This is a genomic window from Mesorhizobium sp. B2-9-1, from assembly GCF_006439455.1.
In the GTDB taxonomy this organism is placed as follows: domain Bacteria; phylum Pseudomonadota; class Alphaproteobacteria; order Rhizobiales; family Rhizobiaceae; genus Mesorhizobium.
Genome location: NZ_VFTP01000020.1, coordinates 24,033 through 40,865, shown reverse-complemented (window position 1 = coordinate 40,865; position 16,833 = coordinate 24,033). Strand labels below are relative to the sequence as shown.

The following is a 16,833-nucleotide window of genomic DNA, read 5'->3' as shown; positions in this document are numbered from 1 at the left end:
ACTCCGGATGAGTTGGAACTACCAGTTGGTGACGGAACCGTCGCGGCGTCTGAGATGCGGCGCTTCCCAGAAGCGGAAACTCTGCGCCTTGATCGCCTCCTCGTTGACCTCGACGCCGAGCCCCCGGCAATTCGCCGACCGGATAATCGGTCCCGTCGAGCCGTGGTTGCACTGGGAAGAAGTCGGAATTGTCGAAGCCCAGCTTCCTTTCGGGCGCCCTGGTCTCGAGCCAGGCGAAGTTGGGCACGGCGGCGGCCAGATGCACGGTCGCGGCGGTGCACACCGGACCGAGCGGGTTGTGCGGCATCAGGTCCACATAATGCGCCTCGCTCCAGCCCGCGACCTTCATCGCCTCGGTGAGCCCGCCGACATTGCAGACATCGAGCCGGTTGAACTGATGAATGCCGCGCTCGATATAGGGCAGGAACTGCCACTTGCTGGCAAATTCCTCGCCGATGGCAAAGGGGATGTCGGTCATCCTGCGCAGGGACTCGTAGGCCTCCGGCGTCTCGTCGCGTATCGGCTCCTCGAGGAAATCGAGCACGCCGCGGCCGAGTTTGTTGCAGAAGCTCGCGGCCTCCGCCACCGACAGCCGATGATGATAGTCGATGCCGAGCACCACGTCCTCGCCCAGCGCCTCGCGCGCCTTGTTCAGCATGCTCGCCGTGGCGCCTATCGACTCGCGCGGCTCGAAGATGTCCTTGCTGTTTTGGCCGGAGGGAAAGAAGCGGATCGCCTGCCATCCCTGCGCGCGCAACTCATGGGCGCGTTCGATGGCAGCATCGCCCGCGGCTTCGTCTCCGGTCGAGGCGAAGGTGGGGATGCGTTCCCGCTGCTTGCCGCCGAGCAGTTCGTAGACCGGCACTCCCAGCGCCTTGCCCTTGATATCATGAAGGGCGATGTCGATGGCGGAAATCGCCGCCTGCAGAACCCGCCCACCCTCGAAATACTGGCTGCGATAAAGCTCCTGCCAGATCCGGCCGATCTGCATGGCGTCGCGGCCGACGAGGAACTCGCGATAATGCTCGACGGCGCCGGCCACGGCCTTCTCGCGGCCGCTCAGTCCGCTCTCGCCCCAGCCGAAGATGCCCTGGTCGGTCTCGACCTTGACAAGCATCTGGTTGCGCGTTCCCACCCACACTGGGTAGGGCTTGATCGCGGTGATCTTAAGTTTCGTCGTCATTCGCGCCACGTCCACACGCATCCACCGCGTCAATCGGCCCTGAGGGCCATTTCGGTTTCGCTGTCGAACAGATGCATCCGCTCCTGGTCGAACTCGAGCCAGATCCGCTCGTCGGGCGCGACGGCAATGCTCGGCGGCACGCTGACATTGACGATGGCGCCGGACAGGAACGCCTGAACGAAAGTCACGTCTCCGGTCGGTTCCACCGTATAGGTCTTGGCCGGAATGCTGCCCGGCACCGCACTCTTGTGCAGCTTGATCGTCGAATGTCGCGCGCCGAGCACGACTTTCCGGGTCGTTGCTGTCGCGACCTTCCGCGCATTGGGCGGCGACAGCTCAAGGCTCCAGCCCTCCGCGCTGGTCAACACCGTGCCGCCGTTCGCCGTCGATGCCTCGAGCGGAATAAGGCTCATCGCCGGGCTGCCCACGAAGCTCGCGACGAACATGTTCACGGGATGGGCGAAAACCTGCGCCGGCGAATCATATTGCTGCAGATAGCCGCCGTTCATCACCGCCATCCTGTCCGCCATAGTCACGGCCTCGAGCTGGTCGTGCGTCACATAGATGATCGTCGCCTTCAGGTCCTGATGGAACCGCTTTATCTCGGACCGCATCTGAACGCGCAGTTTTGCGTCGAGATTGGAGAGAGGTTCGTCCATCAGGAACACCGCGGGATCTCGAACGAGGGCACGGCCCAAGGCCACGCGCTGCTGCTGACCACCCGAAAGTTCGCGCGGCTTGCGATCGAGCAACTGCGTCATATCGAGCACGCGCGCCGCTTCCCTGACCTTCTTGTCGATCTCGTCCTTGGGCAGCCTGCGCATCTGCAGCGGGAAGGCCAGGTTCTTGTAGACCGATTTCTGCGGGTAGAGCGCATAGTTCTGGAACACCATCGCGATGTCCCGGTCCTTGGGATCTAGGTGGTTGACCACGCGGTCCCCGATGACGATGTCGCCCGATGTTACCGAGGTCAGACCCGCGACGAGATTGAGCGTGGTTGTCTTGCCGCAGCCCGAAGGGCCGACGAGAGCGACGAACTCGCCGTCGTTGACCGTCAGCGAGACGTCGTTGACAGCTTTGAAGCCGCCATAGGTCTTGACGAGATCTTTGAGGACCACGTGGGCCATCGGCAGCGACTCCTAGTGCTTGACCGCGCCTTCCGTCAGGGCGCGTACGAAGTATCGTTGCAGGACAAGAAACAGCACGACGACGGGCACGCTCATCATGAAGCTTGCCGCCATCAGGCCCGGGAAGTCCGTCGTATTTTCCGAGAAGAAGCGCTGGATGCCGACCGGCAGGGTCAACTGTTCGTTCTTGGAGAGAAAGGTGTAGGCGTAGATGTACTCGTTCCAGGCGCCGATGAAGGAATAGATCGCGGTGGCGATGATCCCCGGCGTCGAGAGCGGCATCACGATCAGGATGAAGGCCTGGAACCGTGTAGCGCCGTCGATGCGCGCCGCCTGCTCGAGCTGCACCGGGATGTTGTCGTAAAAGCCCTTGAGCAACCAGATCGCCAGCGGCAGGCCGAAAGTCAGATAGGTGAGGATGAGCGAACCATGCGTGTTCACCAGCCCGAGCGCACGCATCAGGATGAACAGCGGCACGAGAAAGATCACCGCCGGGAACATGTTTCGGAGCAGCACCGCGAAGAACAGGAAGTTCCGGCCGGGGAAGGTGAAGCGCGAAAACGCGTAGGCCGCGGGAACTGCCACGATCACCGAAAGGATGGTCGTGGCAGTGGAAACGTACAGGCTGTTCCAGAAGAAGCGCAGGAAATCCTGGCCGACGCTGTTCTGCGGATCGAGCAGCTTCTGGTAGCTGGCAAGGGTAGGCTGGTCCGGCCACCATTGCGGCGGAAATTGCATCGCGGCGAAGCCGGACTTGATCGAGGTCAGCAGCATCCAGATCATCGGCAAGGCGGTGTAAAGCAGCATGAACACCAGGAATATGCGCCCGCCCCACCGCCATCCGTCGATCCGCATCCGGCGACGGGTCTGGCCTCGAGGGGCCGTCTCGGCAATCGTGCTCATGCGCTGCCATCCTTCCGCTCGTTGCCGCTCAGCGCACGGACATAGAAATAGCCGAGTGTCATCAGGATAAAGAACAGCAGCACCGAATAGGCCGACGCCACGCCCCAGCGCTGCCGGCCGAAGGCAAGCTCATAAATGTGGGTGATCCAGATATGCGACGCGTTGGACGGCCCGCCTCCGGTCATGATCCATGGGATGATGAAGGAGTTGAAGTTGGCTACCGCGAGCAGCAGGATCGTCACCGTCGAGACGTTTCTCAAATGCGGGAAGGTGACGTGCCAAAAGCGCTGCCATGCATTGGCCCCGTCGACCGTCGCGGCGCGCAGCAACTGGTCGGGAACCGTCTGCAGGCCGGCCATCATCATGATCATGGCAAACGGAAACTCGCGCCAGATATTGACGACGATCAGGGAGGGCAGCACCGTGCTGACGTTGTCGATGAAATTCGGCGGCCCTCCGGCCAATCCGAGGCCAACCAGAACCGCGCCGATGACCCCGAAATCCGAATGGTAGATCCACTTCCAGATATAGGAAGCGGCGACCGCGCTGATGACCCAGGGAATGATCAGGATGGCGCGCAGGATACCGCGGCCGACAAAGTCACGGTGGAGCGCCAGCGCGGCGCAAAAGCCAAGGACGAAGGAAAGGAAAGTGGAGGCCGCTGTCCAGATAAGCGTATTCCAGGTGACCTTCCAGAACACCTCGCTTGTGAGGATGGCCGTGTAGTTGTTGACGCCGACGAAGATCTTGTCGCGGAGCTGCAGGCCGGGCGGGGTGTTAAAGAAGGACAGCTCGATTGTGTAGTAGATCGGATAGGCGATGACGATGAGCATCACGGCGATCGCGGGAAGCACATACGCGTAGTCGGCGCGATGCTCCCAGACACTGCGGAGCAAGCCGGACCCGGCGGGTTGCAATCTGCGGCGAGCCTCGGCCTTGCCGGTCGCGATCGTCACTGTAGCGCGCCCTTGTTCTTGGGGAAGTATCGGCTGCGCTCGCGGCGCAGCCGATCGGATCGTCGGTCAGGCCCGCATTAGAGCCCGCCTCCCATCAGGTCTTTCACCTTCTTGGCCGCGTCGTCCGCCGCCTGGTCGACGGTCATCGCTCCGGTCAGGGCATTCTGCAGCATGTCCGGGACGATGATGTTCATGATTTCGGGCGACTGCGGCAGCGCCGGGAACGGGATGCCGTATGGCAGCATCGAGGTCGTGACGTCGAGGAACTTGATGTTGTCCAGACGTTCCTTCATCCATTTTGTCTTGAAGCCGTTGAGGTTGCCTGGGTTTGATCCGGCATAGGCCATCTTCAGCGACCATTCCGGGCTCGTCCACATGCAGATGATGGCCTTTGCGGCCGGCTCGTCCACCTTGCCCCCCTCGACATATTCGGGCTTCAGGATGTGGATGTTCGAGCCGCCGAACACGACGGCGCGCTTGCCGTCGGGGCCGGTCGGAATCAGGCCGTAGCGCATGTTGTCGATGACGGTCTGTGCCTTGTCCTTGTCGGTGCCCGTCGCCTTCTTCTGCAGGTCGAGCATGACGTTGTAGTCGGACGGATGCGAGATCATCATGCCGAGCTGGCCAGCGAGAAACAGGGGCTGGTTGTCGGCCTGCTGGTTGGTGAGCGCCGAGACCGGAACCGATTTGTCGCGAACATACATGTCGTAGGAGGCTTGCAGCGCCGCCTTGCTCTGCGGGCTGTCGAGCTCGATCTGCTTGTAGGTGGGGTTGGCGGTGGCCTCGTCGAAGACGCCGCCGCCATAGGCCCACAACTGCGGCATGAAGCGGTAAGGCGTGTTGCCGGCATTCTTGCGCGCCACCAGGCCGTAGCCGGCAATGCCGAGCTTGTCGTGGATCTGCTTGGAATATTTGACGACATCGTCCCAGGTTGCCGGGGGCTTGTTCGGATCGAGGCCCGCGCGCTTGAAGATGTCGGCGTTCCAGATGAACGCCATCGTCTCGTTGTTGGTCGGAATGCCGTAGGTCACGCCGTCCCAGGTGACGGCCTTCATGGCGCCGGGCCAGAAGTCCTCGGTCGAATACCCCACATCCTCAGGCTTGAGCGGCTGCAGATAGCCCTTCGAGGCGAACTCGGTGCCGCCCAGGATTTGCAGGCGGACCGCCATTGGCGCTGCGTTGCCGAGCAGCGCCGTGCGGAACTTGTCGAGAAGGTCGTTGTAGGTGAGGGCTTGTTCCTCGAGCTGGATGTTCGGATAGGTCTTGCGGAAGGTTGCGAAGAAATCCTTGTAGTATTGGCGCAAAAGGTCCGGGTCGCCCTCGAACACGCCCTGATACCAGAAGGTCAGTCGTCCCTTGTAGTCGAGCGGGGTGACCTTGGCGCAATCGCCCGCAGTGTCAAAATCCTGCGTGCCCGCAATGGAGCGCACATATTCCGGCGACCACTTGCTCAGGTTGACCGGCGGCGCGCCCAGCGCCGGCGCGGCCATCAACGATGCCATTAACGCAGTGGAGACAGTGCCGCGCAGGACGGCACCGCCGAGCGTAATCCTCGTCATAGGTATCCTCCAGGTTTCTCTCCCGTGCCGCTCTGCGTCGAGGCAAGCGGTCGTTGCTCGTTCGATCGCGGGATATTTGCCGGTTCTAATGTATCCCTTCGACGACTTTGTACGTTTTCAGATCACAGATTATCTGTCAACGCGAAGAATCGTACATTGTTTTATCGAAACAGAGCGTGATATAGGGCGCAGGGTGTATTCACTTGGGGGGAGATGGGCCTTGGCCGAGACAAGCGATTTCAAAGCGGTGCCACCTGCGGGAATTGACCCCATCGGGGCTTCCAGCGAGGGCGCCTCGCTTTATGAACTGATTAGGGATGACATCATCGAGGGACGGCTAGCCGCCAACGAACGGCTTGTGGTCGCCGATCTCGCCCGGCGTCACGGCACCTCGACCAACCCGGTGCGCGAGGCCCTGCAATTGTTGCGCGGAGAGGGCTTTGTCATCTTCAGCCCCAATCGCGGGGCGCGCGTGCGACCCATAGATCAGGACTTTGTCCGGGATATCTACGAGATCGGCGTCCTGATCGAACCCGCCCTGACGCGATGGTTCGTGAACATGGCCACCGACGAGGATATCGCCGAGCTCGAACGTCTCCAGGACCTGATCGAGGAGAACAATTTTGCCGACACGTTCAGGCACAGCGAACTCGATACCGCCTTCCACACCGTGATGTACCAGCGGCATTATAACCGCCATGCGGCCGAGCTCTGGTGGAAGCACCGCGAGGTGCTGAGGGCGGTCAGCCGGCGGTTCAATTTCACGCTTGCCAGACGCGCCGCGATCATCCGCGAGCACCGCGAACTCATCGCGCATGTAAAGGCCGGAGAAGCCGACAAGGCAGCCGAGCTCATCTCCCGCCATGTCGAGGGTTCCGGCCGACATGTGCTCGAACACATGCGCGCGCGCATTGCGGCTCGAGCCGGATAGCCGATCGGCAACATCATCCTGGCCACTTCAAAAAAGGGTAGTTGAGATGAAAATCACCAGCATTCGGCCATGGCTGATCAAGTCCGACGCGTCCTATTGGGGCGAGTATCTGTTCGTCGAAGTGACGACCGACGAGGGGGTGAGCGGCTGGGGGGAGATCACCACGACGACAAAGCTCGCCAACCGCGCTCTCTGCACGATCCTGCGCCAGATCGGGATAGCCGTGGCAGGCGAGGATCCGTCGCGCATCGAGCATCTGTGGCACAAGATTTTCCGCAGCTTCACCTATATGGGCAGCCGCGGCGCCGCCGTCGAATGCGTCAGCGCCATCGACATCGCCCTTTGGGACATCCGCGGCAAAGTCCTCGGCAAGCCGATCTACGAGCTGCTGGGCGGACCGGTACGCGATGAAGTCGCGCTTTACACTCATCCCAACCAGGCCAAATTCACCAGCAAGGAAACCGTGATCCGCGAAATTCGCGACATTGTCGAGTCCGGGCACACCGGGCTCAAGTTCGACCCTTTTCCCCATCAAGGCCCCAGTTTCGATGGTCTGGCCCGCGAAAGCCGTGACGGCTACCTCGATGGCGGCATGACCCGCAAGGACGAGCGCGAGGCCGCCGAACTGACGGCCCTGATCCGCGAAACGGCGGGCCCCGATGTCGACATCCTGATCGATGCGCATGGGCGCTTCGATGTTCCAACCGCCATTCGCCTCTGCCGCAGCCTCGAAGAAGCGGGCCAGATCGATTGGTTCGAGGAGCCCTGTCCGCCCGAGAGCCTCAATGCTCTCAAACAGGTGCGCGACAAGGTCAGCGCCGCCATCTCGTGGGGCGAGCGCGGCCATACGAAGTGGGATTTCGTGCCGGTGCTCGAGGGTAAGCTCGCCGACTACATCATGCCGGACGTCACCTGGACCGGCGGCATTACCGAGCTCAAGAAGATTTCCGCCCTGTGCGAAGCCTATTACGTGCCGGTCTCGCCCCATGACGCCGCCGGACCGATCAACGTGGTCGCGGGGGCGCAGGTGATGATGACGGTTCCCAACTTCTACAAGCTCGAAACCTCGGAGTGGGACCTCTCCAAATACGATCACCTCATCGACAGACCGCTCGACGTTTCGAACGGCAACCTCAGGCTGACGTCGAAGCCGGGTCTCGGTGTCGATATGAATCGCGACTACCTGCAGGCCCACGAGATCGAGTTGGGCTAGCAACGACCTGCGCGGGCCAGGCGAGGGGCATAACCAGCGACGAGAACGAGGATAAGTCATGCCAAAGACGGGTGCAGCCGACGAGGCCCTCAATTGGGTGAACACGAATTCCAAGCCGTCCGAACTCCGCATCACCGATATGCGGGTGGCCGAGATCGTCGGTGCGCCGTTCACTTCGGCGCTGCTCAAGATCTATACCAACCAGGGCATCGTCGGGCTTGGCGAGGTGCGCGATGGCGCCAGCGCCACTTATGCGCTGATGTTGAAGAGCCGGCTGCTCGGCGAGAATCCCTGCGATGTCGACCGCCTGTTCCGCCGCATCAAACAGTTCGGCGGCCACGGGCGGCAAGGCGGCGGCGTGTCGGCGGTCGAGATCGCGCTATGGGATCTCGCCGGCAAGGCCTATGGCGTGCCGATCTACCAGATGCTGGGCGGCAAATTTCGCGATCAGGTGCGCGTCTATTGCGATACCGACGCGGAGAAGCCGAGCGGTGCCGAAACCGGCAAGCGCCTCAAGGCGCGCATGGATCGCGGCTTCACCTTCCTCAAGATGGATCTCGGCTTGATGCAGATCGCCCATATTCCGGGCGCTGTGACATCGCCCGCCGGCGCGCTCGAAGGGTTTCACGCCAATCCGCGCGGCCGCGGCGGCACGCTCGAGGAGCGGAAGGCTCGCAACCTTGCCTATGACGCGCAGAACGTGCAGCACCCGTTCACAGGTCTGCATTTCACCGAGAAGGGCATCGACCTTCTCGAGCGGTACATCCACGAGGTTCGCGAGGTCATCGGCTACGAGATCCCTTTGGCCATCGACCATGTCGGCCACATCTCATTGCAGGACGGCATACGCCTGTCGCGCCGCATCGAGAAATACGTCCCTGCCTGGCTGGAGGACGTGATCCCCTGGCAGTACACCGAGCAATACCGGCAGCTGCAGCAAGCGACCTCGGTGCCGATCTGCACCGGCGAGGACATCTACCTGAAGGAAGGTTTCGAGCCTCTGCTCGCGAGCGGCGGTCTCTCCGTCGTCCATCCGGACCTGCTCACCAGCGGCGGCATCCTCGAGACCAAGAAGATCGGCGACATGGCGCAGGACCACGGCGTCGCCATGGCCATCCACATGGCCGAAAGCCCGATCGCTGCGATGGCCGCTGCACATGTCGCGGCCGCGACCGAGAACTTCTTGGCGCTCGAATATCATTCCGCCGATGTCGACTGGTGGGACGATATCGTCACCGGCCTGCCCAAACCGCTGGTGAAGGACGGCTTCATCACGGTTCCGGACAGACCGGGCCTGGGGATCGACGACGTCGTCGACGAGGTGATCGCGCAGCATCTGCAGCCCGGTGTCACGGGGATATGGCAATCCACCGAGCATTGGGACAATGAATATAGCTGGGACCGGACCTGGAGTTAGCCAGGCCGCCCGCCCTCATTCCCCCCGGTTCACAGGGCCAACGACCGACCATTCGTGTCGACCTCTCGCAAGGGAGAGGTGAAGAAGGAAACGGACGAAACCATGATCTACGAACTGCGGATCTATGACTGCCTGCCGGGCAGGCTGCCGGCTTTGCTCAAGCGCTTTTCCGACCAAACGCTGGCCATCTGGGAGAGGCATGGCATCCGCCAAGCCGGGTTTTTCACCACGGCGATCGGCGAAAACAGCAATCGCCTCACCTATTTCCTCGCCTGGGAATCGCTGGCCGAGCGTGAGGCGAAATGGGCGGCTTTCGTCACCGATCCGGCATGGCACAGGGCCCGGGACGAGTCTGAGCGCGACGGGCAGATCATTGCCAATATCAGCAGCCAACTGCTCACGCCGACAGCTTTCTCGTCTGTGAAATAGGACTGCGCCATGAAGATCACCGACCTGCGCTGCGCCGTCATCGGCCAGCACCCCATCGTGCGCATCGTGACCGACGAAGGTCTTTACGGCCTTGGCGAAGTCGAGTTCACCAAGACCTACCTCAAGCCCTTTGTTCTGCATTTCCGCGAGGCGCTGATCGGCGAGGATCCGACCGACGTCGAGCGGGTGATGCTGAAGATCCGCCAGCGCGGCTCGTTCAAGCCCTACGGGGCGGCGGTAAGCGCGATCGAGCATGCGCTGTGGGACATTGCCGGCAAGGCCGCGGGCGTGCCGGTCTATAAGCTGCTTGGCGGCAAGGTGCGCGACAAGGTGCGCGTCTATAACGGCTCGATCCGCCGCAAGCGCACCGGCGACCGACCGGAGAACTACGCCGCCGACGTCAAATGGATGATGGAGCAGCCGCAGAACTTCTTCATGGTCAAGCAGGGCATCTCGTTCCACTCCAATATGAAGGACAGCGTCGAGGGCTTTCACTACGGCGTGACGCAGAAGAAGGCCGGCTATCACGGCGCCATGGATCAGGGGGTTATCAGCGAGCGCGGCTTCAACCATATGCTCGACTGCGTGATCGCGATGAAGGAGGCGCTGGGCGACAAGGTCAGCCTGGCGCTCGACTGCGGCCCGGGCTGGATGCTGCCCGATGCCATCAGGTTCGCCCGCGCGGTCGAGAAGTACAATTTGATGTGGCTCGAGGACATGCTGACCGGCGACTATGTGCCGTGGGTCAATCCGCAGGCCTATCGGGAGCTGACCACCTCCACCTCGACGCCGATCCATACCGGCGAGCAGATCTACCTGCGGCACAATTTCAAGGAGCTGATCGAGACGCAGGCGGTGCGCGTCATCGGCCCGGATCCGGCCGATATAGGCGGTATCGCCGAGCTCAAATGGGTGGCGGAGCACGCCTACATGCATTCCATCCTGATGGCGCCGCACGGCACCGCCAACGGCCTGCTCGGCCTCGGCGCGCTGATCAATGTCTGCGCCACCTTGCCCGCTAACTACATTGCCTTCGAATATCCGAGCGCGTCCGATCCCTGGTGGGAAGACATCGTCATCGGCCTGCCGCCGCAGATCGTGAAGGACAGCATGGTGGACCTGCTGGAAGCGCCGGGACTGGGACTCGATATCGATGCCGAGGCGGCCAGGAAATATCTCAGGGAAGAGGATGCGGGTTTCTTCGACTGAGCGTAGAGGCTTCGGCGAAGGGGAATATCGGGAGAATGAGGGGATGGTGCCCAGAGGCGGATTCGAACCACCGACACGCGGATTTTCAGTCCGCTGCTCTACCAACTGAGCTATCTGGGCCTGTGCCGGCTAACGGGATGCGCCCGCCGGGTTTCACGAAGGCGCCAGGCGGCGCCCCTTGAAAGCGCGTGGGTTATAGCACGGGAATCTTGCCTGTCCAGCGCCTAGGTGTTGATTTCGTCAGGAAAGAAAAATCGCTGGAAAACGACCGGTCGCCGGCTGCGCTCACGGCTCGTCCTTGGGCGTCGGGCCCGGCTTCGGGCTGTCGTCTTCTTCCTCTTCGCCGTCGCGGCCGGGGATGATATAGGCGCCCTTCAGCCAGCGGTTGAGGTCGATGTCCTTGCAGCGCGCCGAGCAGAACGGATAATGCTCGCGCGCCGACGGCTTGCCGCATTCGGGGCAGGGCCGTTTCGGCCTCAGCGGCGTTACCTTGTCGCCCGAGCTCATGTGCAGACTATGCTCATGAGCGCGCGGCGTGCCAGTGCTGGTGCGCCTTGAAGCCTTCGCCGGAAAGCAGCGCCACGCTCTCGTAGAGCGGCAGGCCGACCACATTGGTGTAGGAGCCGACCAGCTTGACGACGAACGAGCCGGCCAGGCCCTGCACCGCATAGCCGCCGGCCTTGCCCCGCCACTCGCCCGACGCGACATAGGCGTCGATCTCCTCGCGCGGCAGCCGCTTGAAGCGCACCCTTGTCTCCACCAGCCGCTGGCGCAGCTTGCCGCCGGGCGTGATCAGGCAGATGCCGGAATAGACCCGGTGCGAGCGGCCGGAAAGCAGGCCGAGGCAATTGACGGCGTCGTCGATCGTCTCGGCCTTGGGCAGGATGCGCCGTCCGACCGCCACCACCGTGTCGGCGGCGAGGATGAAAGCAGGCGCATAGTCCTCCTCGCTCTTCAGCGAGGCCAGCGCCTTCTCGGCCTTGTCCTTGGAAAGGCGCTTGGCCAGCGAGCGCGGATGCTCGGCGCGCAGCGGCGTCTCGTCGACATCGGCGGGCAGCACCCGGTCCGGCTCGATGCCGGCCTGCTGCAAGAGTTCGATGCGGCGCGGCGAACCAGACGCAAGCACCAGCTTCTGCAGAATGCTCATGGGAGCATGATGCCGAAAAGTGTGAAGCGGTTTTCGGACGACATCATGCTCCACTCCCTGGTTTGGAGCCGGATGATTTCAGGTCGAACAGACCTGAAATCATCCGGCTCTGGGTTCGCGCCGGACTGTTACTTGAAACGGTAGGTGATGCGGCCCTTGGTCAGGTCATAGGGCGTCATCTCGACCAGGACCTTGTCGCCGGTCAGCACGCGAATGCGGTTCTTGCGCATGCGGCCGGCCGTGTGGGCGATGATTTCGTGTTCGTTTTCGAGCTTCACCCGGAACATCGCATTGGGCAGCAGTTCGGTGACCACACCTGGAAACTCGAGGACTTCTTCCTTCGGCATTCGATACCTTTGCTTGGATGGCGGTTCCGGCGGCTAGAGCATGATGCCGAAAAGTGTCAAGCGGTTTTCGGGCGACATCGTGCTCTAGTTCTTTGATCCGGAGTCGGATGATTTCCGGCCGAACCGACCGGAAATCATCCGACTCCGGCCGGAATTTGCGGCGGAACCTATATGATAATCGCCCGCTTGTGAACATGCTTAATCGGCCGCGTTTTTTGCCGCAGGAAGCAGAAAACGTCGGCTTATGCGGGCTTTCAGCCGCTCGCGCACATCGCGATAGGCGGCCATGATGTGCTCCCGCGTGCCGCCTGTGTCGGTCGGGTCGGGCATCGGCCAGTATTCGACCTCGACGGCGAGCGAACGGGTGAGCTCGAGCGCCGCATGATGCGCCTCCGGCGCCAGCGTTATGATCAGGTCGAAATAATCGTCCTCCATATCCGCCAGCGTCCTGGGTTGGCGCTCGCCAAGCGACAGGCCTTCTTCGGCGAGCACTGCATCGACGAACGGGTCGCGCTCGCCGGCGCGCACGCCGGCCGAAGCGACGAAGGTGGTGGCGGGAAGCATGCGGCGCGCCATTTGTTCCGCGATCGGCGAGCGCACGGCGTTCATGCCGCACAAAAACAGGATTGAATGCGGCAGCGCGGCCACTAGAGCATGATCCCAAAAAGTGGGAACCGGTTTTTGGAAAAGATCATGCTCCAACAAAGAACTGGATCAGGATGGTATTTCAACGAAACATGATCCTGATCTAGCCCCGCCAGTGCAGCACGCAGACCAGCGTGAACAGCCGGCGCGCCGTGTCGAAGTCGATCTCGATCTTGCCGGCTAGCCGGTCCATCAGGGTCTGCGAGCCCTCATTGTGCAGGCCGCGCCGGCCCATGTCGATCGCCTCGATATGGCTCGGCGTCGAGGAGCGGATGGCTTCGTAGTAGCTTTCGCAGATCAGGTAGTAGTCCTTGACGATGCGCCTCAGCGGCGTCAGCGACAGGATGTGGGTGACCACCTCGGCGCCGTTCTCGCGGCTGACGCCGAAGACCAGGCGGGACTCGGCCAGTGAAAGCTTAAGCTTGTAAGGACCCGCGCCGTCATCATTGACCGGCCGAAAACGGTTCTCCTCGATGAGGTCGAAGATCGCCACGGCCCGCTCGTGCTCTACGTCGGGCGTCGAACGCCCGATCGATTCGTCGAGCTCGACGTCGATCAGCCTGTCGCGGGTCTGGTCGCGGCCGGACATCGTTACATGTTCAACCTGATCGCGACGGAGCGGGCATGGGCATCGAGCCCTTCGGCCTTGGCGAGCGCGATCGCGGCGGGCGCCAGCGCCTTGAGCTGCTCCGGGCCGAGCTTCAGGATCGAGCTGCGCTTGACGAAATCGAGCACGGACAGACCCGACGAGAAACGCGCCGACCGCGCCGTCGGCAAGACGTGGTTGGAGCCGCCGACATAATCGCCAATGACCTCCGGCGTATGGCGGCCGATAAACACGGCGCCCGCGTTGCGCATCCTGGAAAGGAATGCCTCGGCGTCGTCGAAGGCGAGCTCGACATGCTCGGCCGCGATCCTGTCGACCAGGGGCAGCGAGGCCTCGAGCGTCGGCACCAGGATCACCGCGCCGAAATCGCGCCAGCTGGCCCCGGCCGTCTCGCCGCGCGGCAGCACCTTGAGCTGGCGCTCGACCGCCTGCTCGACCGCCTTGCCGAATTCCGGATCGTCGGTGATCAGGATCGATTGCGCCGAAACATCATGCTCGGCCTGCGCCAAAAGGTCGGCCGCGATCCAGTCCGGATCGTTGTCGGCGTCAGCCACCACCAGCACTTCCGACGGCCCGGCGATCATGTCGATGCCGACCGTGCCGAACACCTGGCGCTTCGCCGCCGCGACATAGGCATTGCCTGGACCGACGATCTTGGCGACCGGCCTGATCGTCTCGGTGCCATAGGCGAGCGCTGCAACGGCCTGCGCGCCGCCGACGCGGTAGATCTCCGAAACGCCGGCAAGGTCGGCCGCCACCAGCACCAGCGGATTGATGACGCCGCCCGAGGCCGGCACGACGATGACGATGCGCTCGACGCCGGCGACCCTGGCCGGCACGGCGTTCATCAGCACCGAGCTTGGATAGCTCGCCGTGCCGCCCGGCACGTAAAGGCCGACGGCTTCGATCGCCGTCCAGCGCGAGCCGAGCTCGACGCCGGCGGCATCCGTATAGCGATCGTCCTTCGGCTTCTGCCGCTCGTGATGCGAGCGGATGCGGTCGCGCGCGAATTTGAGCGCCTCGACGGTCGCCGGATCGGCCGCTTCATAGGCCTTGGCGATGTCGTCCTTCGACACCGCGATGCCGAGCGTGTTGAGATCGGCTTTGTCGAACTTCAGCGTGTAATCGACAAGCGCCTTGTCGCCTTCGGCGCGCACGCGGGCGATGATGTCGCGCACCACGGCCTCGACATCGGCCGACACCTCGCGCTTGGTGGTGAGAAAGGCCGAAAAACGCTGTTCGAAATCGGCGTCCTGCTGTCGGAGCGTTATCGCCATCGCGCTTCAGCCTCTGTGCAGGGGGCGCGAGGTGGCTTCCCAGGAGCCGCCGATATCGGCAAGCCTGGCCTCGATGCATTCGACGTCGAGCATAATGGTGCCGCCGCCCGAAAAGATCAGCTCGACGATCCCGGCCGGCTTGCTGATGGCGATGAAGCTGACCGCCAGCAGCGACAGCACCTCCGCCGGTTTGCCGCGCGCAATGCCGCTGGTCTTGGCGCCGAGCACGCGATCGAAATGCAAGACGCTCTGGCGCCGTTCATTGTGCTGGCGGAACAAGCCGGATTTCGCTTCCCAGACGAAGCGGTTCATGGTCAGCACGAAGCGCTTGGCCGCCGGCAGATATTCGAGGTCGGAGACCTTCATCACGGCGTCCTGGACATGCGCCGAGACGATGCTCAGATCCTGGTCGTCGAGCGCGATGAGCTTGAGAGCTGCCATGCGGAATGCGCACCTGAACGTTGACAATTCAACGTTCTGTTATGCGGTCTTTCCGCTCGGCGCAACCGCTGGGAAAGAATGCTGCCAAGCGTCAGCCCGAAATGCGCTCGATCACCGCGCCACAGCCGGAGAGCTTCTCTTCCAGCCGCTCGAAGCCGCGGTCGAGGTGATAGACACGGTTGACCGTGGTTTCGCCTTCGGCGGCAAGGCCGGCGATGACCAGCGACACCGAGGCGCGCAGGTCGGTCGCCATGACGGGCGCGCCCTTCAGCCTGGCGACGCCGTCGACGATCGCCGTCTGGCCGGAAAGGGTGATGTGGGCGCCCAGCCGTGCGAGCTCCTGCACATGCATGAAGCGGTTCTCGAAGATCGTTTCGGTGATGCGCGACTTGCCCTTGGCCATCGTCATCAGGCCCATGAACTGCGCCTGCAGGTCGGTCGGGAAGGCGGGGAAGGGGGCGGTGGTCACGTCGACCGGCGCAATGCCTGAGCCATTGCGCTTGACGCGGATGCCCTCATTGGTCGGCGTGATCTCGGCGCCGGTCTCGACAAGCACGTCGAGCGCGGTCTGCAACAGGTCTGGACGGGCGCCGGCGAGCATCACGTCGCCGCCGGTCATGGCCACCGCCATGGCATAGGTGCCGGTCTCGATGCGGTCGGGGATGACGCGCACGCGCGCCCCCGACAGCACCTCGACGCCGTGGATGGTGATGGTCGAGGTGCCGGCGCCATGGATCTTGGCGCCCATGGCGATCAGGCATTCGGCGAGATTGACGATTTCCGGCTCGCAGGCGGCGTTCTCCAGCACCGTCTCGCCCTTGGCGAGCGAGGCCGCCATCATCAGCACATGGGTGGCGCCGACCGAGACCTTCGGGAACACGTAGCGATTGCCGATCAGGCGGCCGTTCCTGGTCTTGGCCATGACATAGCCATTGTCGACGTCGAGCTCGGCGCCGAGAACCTGCAGGCCCTCGAGGAACAGGTCGACCGGGCGCGTGCCGATGGCGCAGCCGCCGGGCAGCGACACCTTGGCCTCGCCCATGCGGGCAAGCAACGGCCCGATCACCCAGAAGGAAGCGCGCATCTTCGACACCAGCTCGTAAGGCGCGGTGGTGTCGACGATGTTGCGGGCCGAAAAATTGATGGTGCGCGAATAGCCTTCCTGCTGCTTTTCGCGCCGGCCGTTGACGGAATAATCGACGCCGTGATTGCCGAGGATGCGGATCAGCTGCTCGACATCGGCCAGATGCGGCACGTTTTCCAGCGTCAGCGTGTCGTCGGTCAGCAGCGAGGCGATCATCAGCGGCAATGCCGCGTTCTTGGCGCCCGAGATCGGAATGGTGCCGGCAAGCTGATTGCCGCCGACAATTCTGATGCGATCCATGAGAAAACGTCCCCTCGGCCCGAACAGGCCGCTTCAATCGGTTGAGTGTGCCCGGCTT

The 16,833-nt window shown here is 62.8% G+C and carries 17 protein-coding genes, 1 tRNA gene and 1 pseudogene; 5 read left to right on the top strand and 14 right to left on the bottom strand.

Annotated features, from left to right (window positions below; translation table 11 throughout):
- Positions 1-18: 18 nt before the first annotated feature.
- From FJW05_RS24200 to FJW05_RS24180, 5 genes and pseudogenes are all read right to left on the bottom strand, one after another.
- Positions 19-1,183: pseudogene (locus FJW05_RS24200) on the bottom strand (mandelate racemase/muconate lactonizing enzyme family protein).
- A gap of 29 nt (positions 1,184-1,212) precedes the next feature.
- The gene (locus tag FJW05_RS24195) at positions 1,213-2,310 is read right to left on the bottom strand and encodes an ABC transporter ATP-binding protein (RefSeq protein ID WP_140636297.1); all 1,098 of its coding nucleotides are present in this window, start codon (positions 2,308-2,310) and stop codon (positions 1,213-1,215) included.
- A gap of 12 nt (positions 2,311-2,322) precedes the next feature.
- On the bottom strand, positions 2,323-3,213 hold the full coding sequence (locus tag FJW05_RS24190; RefSeq protein ID WP_140636295.1) for a carbohydrate ABC transporter permease: 891 nt from the start codon (positions 3,211-3,213) through the stop codon (positions 2,323-2,325).
- Entirely contained in the window at positions 3,210-4,169 is a 960-nt protein-coding gene (locus tag FJW05_RS24185) for a sugar ABC transporter permease (RefSeq protein WP_140636293.1), read from the bottom strand. The genes FJW05_RS24190 and FJW05_RS24185 overlap by 4 nt, the downstream gene beginning before the upstream one ends.
- 77 nt (positions 4,170-4,246) lie before the next feature.
- Positions 4,247-5,728: a sugar ABC transporter substrate-binding protein gene (locus FJW05_RS24180; protein WP_140636292.1), complete on the bottom strand. Its 1,482-nt coding sequence runs from the start codon at positions 5,726-5,728 to the stop codon at positions 4,247-4,249.
- 220 nt (positions 5,729-5,948) lie between these two features.
- Between FJW05_RS24180 and FJW05_RS24175 the strand changes: the two genes are divergently transcribed.
- From FJW05_RS24175 to FJW05_RS24155, 5 genes are all read left to right on the top strand, one after another.
- Positions 5,949-6,659, top strand: coding sequence for a GntR family transcriptional regulator (locus FJW05_RS24175; protein ID WP_140636360.1), 711 nt, complete (start codon positions 5,949-5,951; stop codon positions 6,657-6,659).
- A 46-nt stretch (positions 6,660-6,705) separates the two neighbouring features.
- Entirely contained in the window at positions 6,706-7,872 is a 1,167-nt protein-coding gene (locus tag FJW05_RS24170; protein ID WP_140636290.1) for a mandelate racemase/muconate lactonizing enzyme family protein, read from the top strand.
- Positions 7,873-7,930: 58 nt separating this feature from the next.
- Positions 7,931-9,289 carry a mandelate racemase/muconate lactonizing enzyme family protein gene (locus FJW05_RS24165; protein WP_140636288.1) on the top strand — a complete coding sequence of 453 codons (1,359 nt, stop codon included), beginning with the start codon at positions 7,931-7,933 and terminating at the stop codon, positions 9,287-9,289.
- A 102-nt stretch (positions 9,290-9,391) separates the two neighbouring features.
- The gene (locus FJW05_RS24160) at positions 9,392-9,718 is read left to right on the top strand and encodes an NIPSNAP family protein (protein ID WP_095486584.1); all 327 of its coding nucleotides are present in this window, start codon (positions 9,392-9,394) and stop codon (positions 9,716-9,718) included.
- A 9-nt stretch (positions 9,719-9,727) separates the two neighbouring features.
- A complete protein-coding gene (locus tag FJW05_RS24155; RefSeq protein ID WP_140636286.1) occupies positions 9,728-10,927 on the top strand; it encodes a mandelate racemase/muconate lactonizing enzyme family protein in 1,200 nt (399 codons plus the stop codon).
- A 44-nt stretch (positions 10,928-10,971) separates the two neighbouring features.
- On the opposite strand, the gene FJW05_RS24150 is transcribed toward FJW05_RS24155, so the two are convergent.
- From FJW05_RS24150 to murA, 9 genes are all read right to left on the bottom strand, one after another.
- Positions 10,972-11,047: transfer RNA gene (locus FJW05_RS24150), tRNA-Phe, on the bottom strand.
- A gap of 165 nt (positions 11,048-11,212) precedes the next feature.
- Positions 11,213-11,434: a DNA gyrase inhibitor YacG gene (gene yacG / locus FJW05_RS24145; protein ID WP_140636284.1), complete on the bottom strand. Its 222-nt coding sequence runs from the start codon at positions 11,432-11,434 to the stop codon at positions 11,213-11,215.
- Positions 11,435-11,447: 13 nt separating this feature from the next.
- Entirely contained in the window at positions 11,448-12,074 is a 627-nt protein-coding gene (locus FJW05_RS24140) for a Maf-like protein (protein ID WP_140636282.1), read from the bottom strand.
- A gap of 128 nt (positions 12,075-12,202) precedes the next feature.
- A complete protein-coding gene (gene infA, locus FJW05_RS24135) occupies positions 12,203-12,421 on the bottom strand; it encodes a translation initiation factor IF-1 (RefSeq protein WP_006200926.1) in 219 nt (72 codons plus the stop codon).
- 198 nt (positions 12,422-12,619) lie between these two features.
- A complete protein-coding gene (locus FJW05_RS24130) occupies positions 12,620-13,069 on the bottom strand; it encodes a low molecular weight phosphatase family protein (RefSeq protein WP_281405786.1) in 450 nt (149 codons plus the stop codon).
- 100 nt (positions 13,070-13,169) lie between these two features.
- Positions 13,170-13,655, bottom strand: coding sequence for a UPF0262 family protein (locus FJW05_RS24125; RefSeq protein ID WP_095765706.1), 486 nt, complete (start codon positions 13,653-13,655; stop codon positions 13,170-13,172).
- 2 nt (positions 13,656-13,657) lie between these two features.
- The gene (gene hisD / locus FJW05_RS24120) at positions 13,658-14,950 is read right to left on the bottom strand and encodes a histidinol dehydrogenase (RefSeq protein ID WP_140636281.1); all 1,293 of its coding nucleotides are present in this window, start codon (positions 14,948-14,950) and stop codon (positions 13,658-13,660) included.
- Positions 14,951-14,956: 6 nt separating this feature from the next.
- Positions 14,957-15,391: a DUF2948 family protein gene (locus tag FJW05_RS24115; RefSeq protein WP_140542114.1), complete on the bottom strand. Its 435-nt coding sequence runs from the start codon at positions 15,389-15,391 to the stop codon at positions 14,957-14,959.
- Between the two features lie 91 nt (positions 15,392-15,482).
- On the bottom strand, positions 15,483-16,775 hold the full coding sequence (murA, locus tag FJW05_RS24110; RefSeq protein ID WP_140636279.1) for a UDP-N-acetylglucosamine 1-carboxyvinyltransferase: 1,293 nt from the start codon (positions 16,773-16,775) through the stop codon (positions 15,483-15,485).
- Positions 16,776-16,833: the final 58 nt, after the last annotated feature.

Coding starts and splice junctions, on each gene's coding strand:
- FJW05_RS24195 (WP_140636297.1), bottom strand. CDS start 2,310: ATGGCCCACGTGGTCCTCAAAGATCTCGTCAAGACCTATGGCGGCTTC.
- FJW05_RS24190 (WP_140636295.1), bottom strand. CDS start 3,213: ATGAGCACGATTGCCGAGACGGCCCCTCGAGGCCAGACCCGTCGCCGG.
- FJW05_RS24180 (WP_140636292.1), bottom strand. CDS start 5,728: ATGACGAGGATTACGCTCGGCGGTGCCGTCCTGCGCGGCACTGTCTCC.
- FJW05_RS24170 (WP_140636290.1), top strand. CDS start 6,706: ATGAAAATCACCAGCATTCGGCCATGGCTGATCAAGTCCGACGCGTCC.
- FJW05_RS24165 (WP_140636288.1), top strand. CDS start 7,931: ATGCCAAAGACGGGTGCAGCCGACGAGGCCCTCAATTGGGTGAACACG.
- FJW05_RS24160 (WP_095486584.1), top strand. CDS start 9,392: ATGATCTACGAACTGCGGATCTATGACTGCCTGCCGGGCAGGCTGCCG.
- FJW05_RS24155 (WP_140636286.1), top strand. CDS start 9,728: ATGAAGATCACCGACCTGCGCTGCGCCGTCATCGGCCAGCACCCCATC.
- yacG (WP_140636284.1), bottom strand. CDS start 11,434: ATGAGCTCGGGCGACAAGGTAACGCCGCTGAGGCCGAAACGGCCCTGC.
- FJW05_RS24140 (WP_140636282.1), bottom strand. CDS start 12,074: ATGAGCATTCTGCAGAAGCTGGTGCTTGCGTCTGGTTCGCCGCGCCGC.
- infA (WP_006200926.1), bottom strand. CDS start 12,421: ATGCCGAAGGAAGAAGTCCTCGAGTTTCCAGGTGTGGTCACCGAACTG.
- FJW05_RS24125 (WP_095765706.1), bottom strand. CDS start 13,655: ATGTCCGGCCGCGACCAGACCCGCGACAGGCTGATCGACGTCGAGCTC.
- hisD (WP_140636281.1), bottom strand. CDS start 14,950: ATGGCGATAACGCTCCGACAGCAGGACGCCGATTTCGAACAGCGTTTT.
- FJW05_RS24115 (WP_140542114.1), bottom strand. CDS start 15,391: ATGGCAGCTCTCAAGCTCATCGCGCTCGACGACCAGGATCTGAGCATC.
- murA (WP_140636279.1), bottom strand. CDS start 16,775: ATGGATCGCATCAGAATTGTCGGCGGCAATCAGCTTGCCGGCACCATT.